This is a genomic window from Chamaesiphon sp. VAR_48_metabat_403, assembly GCF_031422475.1.
Taxonomy (GTDB): domain Bacteria; phylum Cyanobacteriota; class Cyanobacteriia; order Cyanobacteriales; family Chamaesiphonaceae; genus Chamaesiphon.
This window is the reverse complement of record NZ_JANPLS010000186.1, coordinates 1-5764: the sequence shown is the minus strand read 5'-3', so window position 1 is coordinate 5764 and position 5764 is coordinate 1. Positions and strand designations below refer to the sequence as shown.

The window sequence follows — 5764 nt, the reverse complement described above, 5'->3', positions numbered from 1 at the left end:
GCTAAATTTATCACCTCTGTTTGCGGCGGATCGCAGTTTCTGGCGAAGGCGGGACTGCTCAAAGGCTATCAAGCGGCTACGCACTGGTCAGCACGCCCCCAACTTGCGGCATTGGGTGTGGAAGTTGGTACCGAGCGGGTGGTGGTCGTTGGCGAAGCCTCTCCTTTGGAGAATCGCAATCGGATTACGGGTGGCGGGGTGACAGCAGGCATTGATTTTGGGCTGACGCTGGCGAGTATTCTCTATGGCGAAGAAGTTGCCAAGATTACGCAACTAATGATTGAATACAATCCCGCGCCGCCATTTGATACTGGATCGCCAGAAAAAGCGGGGCCAGAGTTGGTAGCGAAGGGGCTGTTATTGATGCAGGGGATGATGTCCACTGCGGTCGGGGCAAAGTAGTAAAAACTACGCCAACGGGTTAGAGATATTTGCTTCGTTCAAGCACCGCACTCGATTGTGTCTTGTCTCGCTAAACCGTCGGGTTTCCCGACGAGCGCGAGCCGCAAATCGGTGCTAGTAGTACAAAGTCCGCCTACGCGGACTAGGAAATTATTTAGTCCGCGTAGGCGGACTTTGCATCACCAGCGACGATTTCAATCGTTGGCATTCTAATCGATATCAACACACAATTCTTTCCCAAATTTACATTTATAAATAATCTTGATCGCGTGATGATAGATCTTCATTCTGAGCAAACTAAATTATCTGAACGCTGGATTCAAAAAGGATTTCTGGCGATTGCCGTATTATTCAACTTTTGTCTGATTGCTCAACTATTAACAGTTGGATTAGCAGTTTTCGACGACCCTACTTGGTGGAACATTCACATTTTACTGGTACGCGGCTATGGTGGGTTAGTTGTACTGCTATTAGCAGGGCTGTTAATTAATCCATTTCCTCAAAAAATCAAGATGCTGACAGTAAGTTTAGGAATACTACTGACGCTGCAATTCATCACGGGGCACTTAAATCATCTCTTCCATTTAGGTGTTCTCCATCCACTAATCGGCTTTTCATTATTTACATCCTCAACCACACTGGTTCATCGAGCTTGGTTGTACATATAAATATTTACTTTAAAGGACTACTATGCCAATCCAATCTAGACCTGAAATAACAATTATCCAGCTAATTGCACCGTTAGTGGTGGCTCTAATTTATATTACCCTCTGCTCTTTATTTAAGGAGCCAAACCGTCGCAATTTCAGTGCCCTAACGATCTCCGGAGCTGGAGCTGCATATCTTAATGGTGGTTTACTGGGCTGGGAATTTGCCTTCTGTACTGTGATGACTGGAGTTGCCTATTTTGGATTAAATGATTACCGATTCATCGGGATTGGCTGGCTACTTCACACCGCCTGGGATACAGTCCATCACTTCTACGGCACTCCGATCGTTCCATTCGTGCCACTATCGTCGTTTGGGTGCGCCATTTGCGATCCAGCTCTGGCATTGTGGTATTTTCGAGGCGCACCTTCCGTATTTACTTGGTTCCCAAAGTTGAAGTATTAGTGCTGTGTATTTACGCCATGAGGCGATCGATTTGTCCCAGATTCTTACGATTTATCGAAATCTGTCTGGGTGTCATGCCAGTAAGATTTTTGCATTGGTGAGTCAGATGGCTATAAAATTTCAACCCCATTTACTACATTTAACTGTGGATGCAAATTACTTTTACCCATTCAAATAATTTATCTATTACAAAAATTCGATCTAATCTGCGGACTTATCTACTGAGGAATGAGGATTCGATCGAACCCAGAATTACGACATCTGCAATCTAGCATTCCTGATATACGATAGTTGTCGAGTAACAAACTTAACTATGGCATTCCGATCGATCGATTCAAGATCCTCAAACCGCCAAAAACACCTTCGCAACTTTTTGCGCTAGCCCATTTAAACGGAGATTTGAGCTTGCAATCCTTAACATGTAAGCTTTCGGTCGATTTACAAACCAGAGGATCTGCCCCGATTATGGGTGACAAATGAGTGACAAATCCGCTCGGATCTGACGACATGCTGCCATCCCCCATTTACCAATCTGTCTGTTACTACATCCAACAACAGCGGGGGCAAGAACCATCTCAGGTAGAATGTCTGATTATTGAAGGCATCTGGCAAAAAAAAGATTATAAATCGATCGCCAAACTCATCAGTTATCAAGACAATACAGTCCGCAATATAGCTTCGGCACTACTTCAAGACCTCTCGATCGCCATCGATCGAAAAATTACTAAAAGCAATTTTGCCGAAATTTTCAAGCAAATAGCGATCGATCGGCAAGCTGAGATCGACTGGGAAGATGCCCCCACCGATATTCAGCCTTTCTGTAGACGAACCACCGAACTAAACCAACTGGCGGAATGGATTTTAGTAATTTTTCGATCGATGGCGATCCCGAATCTTTTTTAATTTCCGATCGCTACAACTATAGTAAAATCTCGACAATTATTACCGAGCAATTAGCCCGTCTTACCGTTACCGAAAAGCTGGTAGTTTATCACCTTGCGCTCCGGCGGGAACCGACTTCTATGGCTGCTCTGGGCGAACACTTTGAAATAATGTCACTGCAAGGTAATCTAGCTAGCACGATCGATTCCCTAATTCGGCGATCGATCGTTCAAACTATCGGCGGTAGTAATCTAGATCGGAACGAAGTCAAGTGTTATACCCTTCAAAATGTCATCTTAGAACTTGGCCCCGATCGATTAAGAGCCGAACTCGATTTAGAATTACAAACCCCAGGAAATTTGTTTTTTTTTAATTACTTAGCCCTCCACCCGACAACCTCACCCGAATACATTCGCCAGATTCAACAGCGGCTCTTTCTCAATCCCCTCAGTCGCCTCCTTTATCGTCGCCACGCCACGGAAACCATTGCCTACATTCGATCGTTAATTCTGCTGGCGGCAGACCTCAAAGGTTATGCAATTGGTAACTTAATCAATTTAGCAATCGAACTCAATGCCAACTTCACTAACTGGGATTTAAGCAATCTCCACATTGCCTAAGTAGATTTTCAGGAAGTGCAGTTAGCCAAAGTTAACTTTGAAAATAGTGTGTTCGATCGATGCCAATTTCCGCAAGGTATGGGCACAATCTTCGATCTAAAATTTGGGTATCGCGAGTCATATTTTTGGACGACGATAATCGATCGACTAATGCAGATAACTTAGTTTTACCAATTCCACATTTCAACTTGGTTAAGAATATTAAATTATTAATGCGATCGGTAGCTCGGTATTGGACGATCGCGCGGGCGACGGGGAGAGGGGGGAGAGGGAGAGGGCAGGGTGGTTTCATACAAGAAAATAAAAATGGATAAACCCTGGTGCTTAGTCTTCAACCGCCCGCGACTAAAGTGCGGGCTACTAGAGAAAGTTCGCTGAAGTGGACTGAGAAATTTTTCTTCTGGTGCATGAAACCACCCTAAGGGGGGACGGGGAGACTGGAAGTGTGGGATTGTTCCAAAATACTCCTTACTCCTTGACTCCCCCCATCTGCACCACCGAAATTAGATAATTTCGGCTTCGAGAGATTCAGTTATATTCTGATGAGGCGATCGAGTAGTTGCTAATTGGTAGAAAAATAGTAATGGTACGATGCCTAAAATTACGCCTAATAAAATTGGTGGATAAATCCCAGCGGCGATGCTGGTAATTGTTGCAAAGGCAAAATTAGCCACATAAACCGCCAGCGGCAAACCGAGTCGATCGGATGGTAATGTTAATGGTTTGAGCCGCCAGATAAAAGTAGCCACAGTCATAAAAACTGCTCCCGTACCAAACCAACCAGCGAAATTCTCGTAGGGCATTCCAAAAAATGCGCCTGGTTGCTCCCATACCCAGAATGGTACCGTCGTCTGACTCATCGCGGGATCGAGGACAAAATCCCATGAGGTTAATAATAGCGAACCAAAGCCGATCGCGCCGACATATTTTAATAATTGCGGAATAGCCAGAGTTTCTAACCCAGCTCGCGCGATAATATACGCACTAAACCCGATATAGAACCAAGAGAGCGGAATGGTAAACGGTACTAACCCCGCAATTTTATAACCCAATCCCGATAAATAATGATAGTGCCCGAACGGAAATCCGGTGCTAGTCCCCAATAACTCACTCACCAATGATAGTCCGATCGCAGGCACCATAAAGCCCAGGCAATGCCAAATGCCTAGAGTTCTGTAAGCATATACCGCCACGGCTGAGGTACCTAATAGCATGTATACCACACCACCACCAGCCATCGACCAGGCAAATGCTGTTTTGCCAATTTCTGGTAGTGCTGCAATAAAATCTGCGTTTGGTAATACTATTAGCAATCCCGCCAGCCCAAACGCCATAGACAAAATATGCCCTATTAGAAAAGTTTGCTCGATCCGCATAAATTTTTCCATCGATTGCGACTTAATTTAAATTTGCCAACTCATCTAAATTGGATGTGGAGTAGAGCCTAATGCGTCCAATGTAGAGTTCGCACTAAACCCGATTTTCCAATTTAGATGGAGTAATACTCATAGTTTACAAATCTTTACTGAGTAGTATCATGTAGCGATCGATAATTTCCGGTCTGTTTGTCGATCGTGGATAGTAGTCTATGGTTTCTCCTAAAACCTAAAACCTAAAGCCTGAATTGAGTTTAGGCTGTACCTTTAAAAAGGCCTTGGGGACGAAATAATAAAGTTAATACCATGAAAATTAGCGCGATCGCTAGTTTGTATTGAGAGCCGACATAAGGCACGGCAACTTCTTGAGCGATCCCAATTATAAACGCACCGGCGATCGCACCGTAAGGATTACCAATTCCGCCCAAAGTCACCGCCGCAAACATCGGCATAATTAAGAACCACCCCATATCAGGACGCACATTAGCTACTAATCCATACATTTGTCCGCCCAATCCTGTCAGGCTAGCGGCAATAATCCACGTCCATAAAACGACGCGCTCGACATTAATGCCCGTCACCCGCGCCAGATCGATATCGTCGGCTACCGCGCGCATGGCTTTACCAATTTTGGTATTCTGCAACAGAAAATGCAACCCCACGATCGCGGCAATTGCCAAACCGAGTACGACCAAATTATAGAACTTAATTTTAATCCCAAATAGATCGATCGCTTCACTGACAGGTAAATTATACCGTTTGGCATCGCTACCCCAAATTAGTAAAATTCCGTTCCGCAGAAATAATGCCAGCCCGATCGAAATAATTACCAGTGTAGTTGGGGTCGCACGTACCCGCCGCATTCGTTTCCACAACACCGCTTCTGCTAGTAATGCTACCCCCACAGTGGCAATAATGCCCACTAACATCGATACCCAGATATTGTTTAACACCGGGATCGGACTCATATTCAGCATCCAGGCGACAAATGCCCCTAAAGTCATTAAGTCCCCATGAGCAAAGTTTGACAGGCGTAAAATGCCATATGTCAGCGTCAAACCAACTGCGCCCAGAGCAATAATACTGCCCAGGGCAATGCCATTTACAATTAATTGGGGATCCATACTCTATCTGATATTGCTGCTGTAGATCTTACATTACCGTGAGTTCGATCGGGACAGGGGTAATGAGTAACAGCAATTCCAAATTCAAACATCGTCTCCCAGTCTCCCCGTCTCCCCCGCCCCCCCCCACCCAAAAACCCCCACCCCCCACCCCAAACGGAATAAGTATTCTTAAAACCAATTAAAAAAAAAAAAAAAATTTAGTGAAATTTGGTTAAGTAAAATTATTTTAAAACACAGTTTTATT

At 44.6% G+C, this 5764-nt stretch carries 8 protein-coding genes; 5 read left to right on the top strand and 3 right to left on the bottom strand.

The window, feature by feature from the left end; translation table 11 throughout:
• The 5 genes from RMO79_RS08930 to RMO79_RS08910 all read left to right on the top strand — a co-directional run.
• Positions 1–402 (top strand): DJ-1/PfpI family protein (locus tag RMO79_RS08930; RefSeq protein ID WP_310482764.1); only part of this gene is annotated, 402 nt, incomplete at its 5' end.
• A 272-nt stretch (positions 403–674) separates the two neighbouring features.
• Positions 675–1070, top strand: coding sequence for a DUF6220 domain-containing protein (locus RMO79_RS08925; RefSeq protein ID WP_310482762.1), 396 nt, complete (start codon positions 675–677; stop codon positions 1068–1070).
• Positions 1071–1092: 22 nt separating this feature from the next.
• Positions 1093–1515, top strand: a complete 423-nt coding sequence (locus RMO79_RS08920; RefSeq protein WP_310482761.1) for a DUF6010 family protein — start codon at positions 1093–1095, stop codon at positions 1513–1515.
• A gap of 507 nt (positions 1516–2022) precedes the next feature.
• Positions 2023–2418: a hypothetical protein gene (locus RMO79_RS08915; RefSeq protein WP_310482760.1), complete on the top strand. Its 396-nt coding sequence runs from the start codon at positions 2023–2025 to the stop codon at positions 2416–2418.
• Positions 2370–3017 carry a hypothetical protein gene (locus RMO79_RS08910; protein ID WP_310482759.1) on the top strand — a complete coding sequence of 216 codons (648 nt, stop codon included), beginning with the start codon at positions 2370–2372 and terminating at the stop codon, positions 3015–3017. Before RMO79_RS08915 ends, RMO79_RS08910 begins: the two co-directional genes overlap by 49 nt.
• A gap of 31 nt (positions 3018–3048) precedes the next feature.
• On the opposite strand, the gene RMO79_RS08905 is transcribed toward RMO79_RS08910, so the two are convergent.
• The 3 genes from RMO79_RS08905 to RMO79_RS08895 form a co-directional block, all read right to left on the bottom strand.
• On the bottom strand, positions 3049–3309 hold the full coding sequence (locus RMO79_RS08905; RefSeq protein ID WP_310482758.1) for a hypothetical protein: 261 nt from the start codon (positions 3307–3309) through the stop codon (positions 3049–3051).
• 211 nt (positions 3310–3520) lie between these two features.
• The gene (gene cruF / locus RMO79_RS08900) at positions 3521–4405 is read right to left on the bottom strand and encodes a gamma-carotene 1'-hydroxylase CruF (RefSeq protein ID WP_310482757.1); all 885 of its coding nucleotides are present in this window, start codon (positions 4403–4405) and stop codon (positions 3521–3523) included.
• Positions 4406–4647: 242 nt separating this feature from the next.
• Positions 4648–5517, bottom strand: coding sequence for a branched-chain amino acid ABC transporter permease (locus RMO79_RS08895; RefSeq protein ID WP_310482756.1), 870 nt, complete (start codon positions 5515–5517; stop codon positions 4648–4650).
• Between the last annotated feature and the right edge of the window lie 247 nt (positions 5518–5764).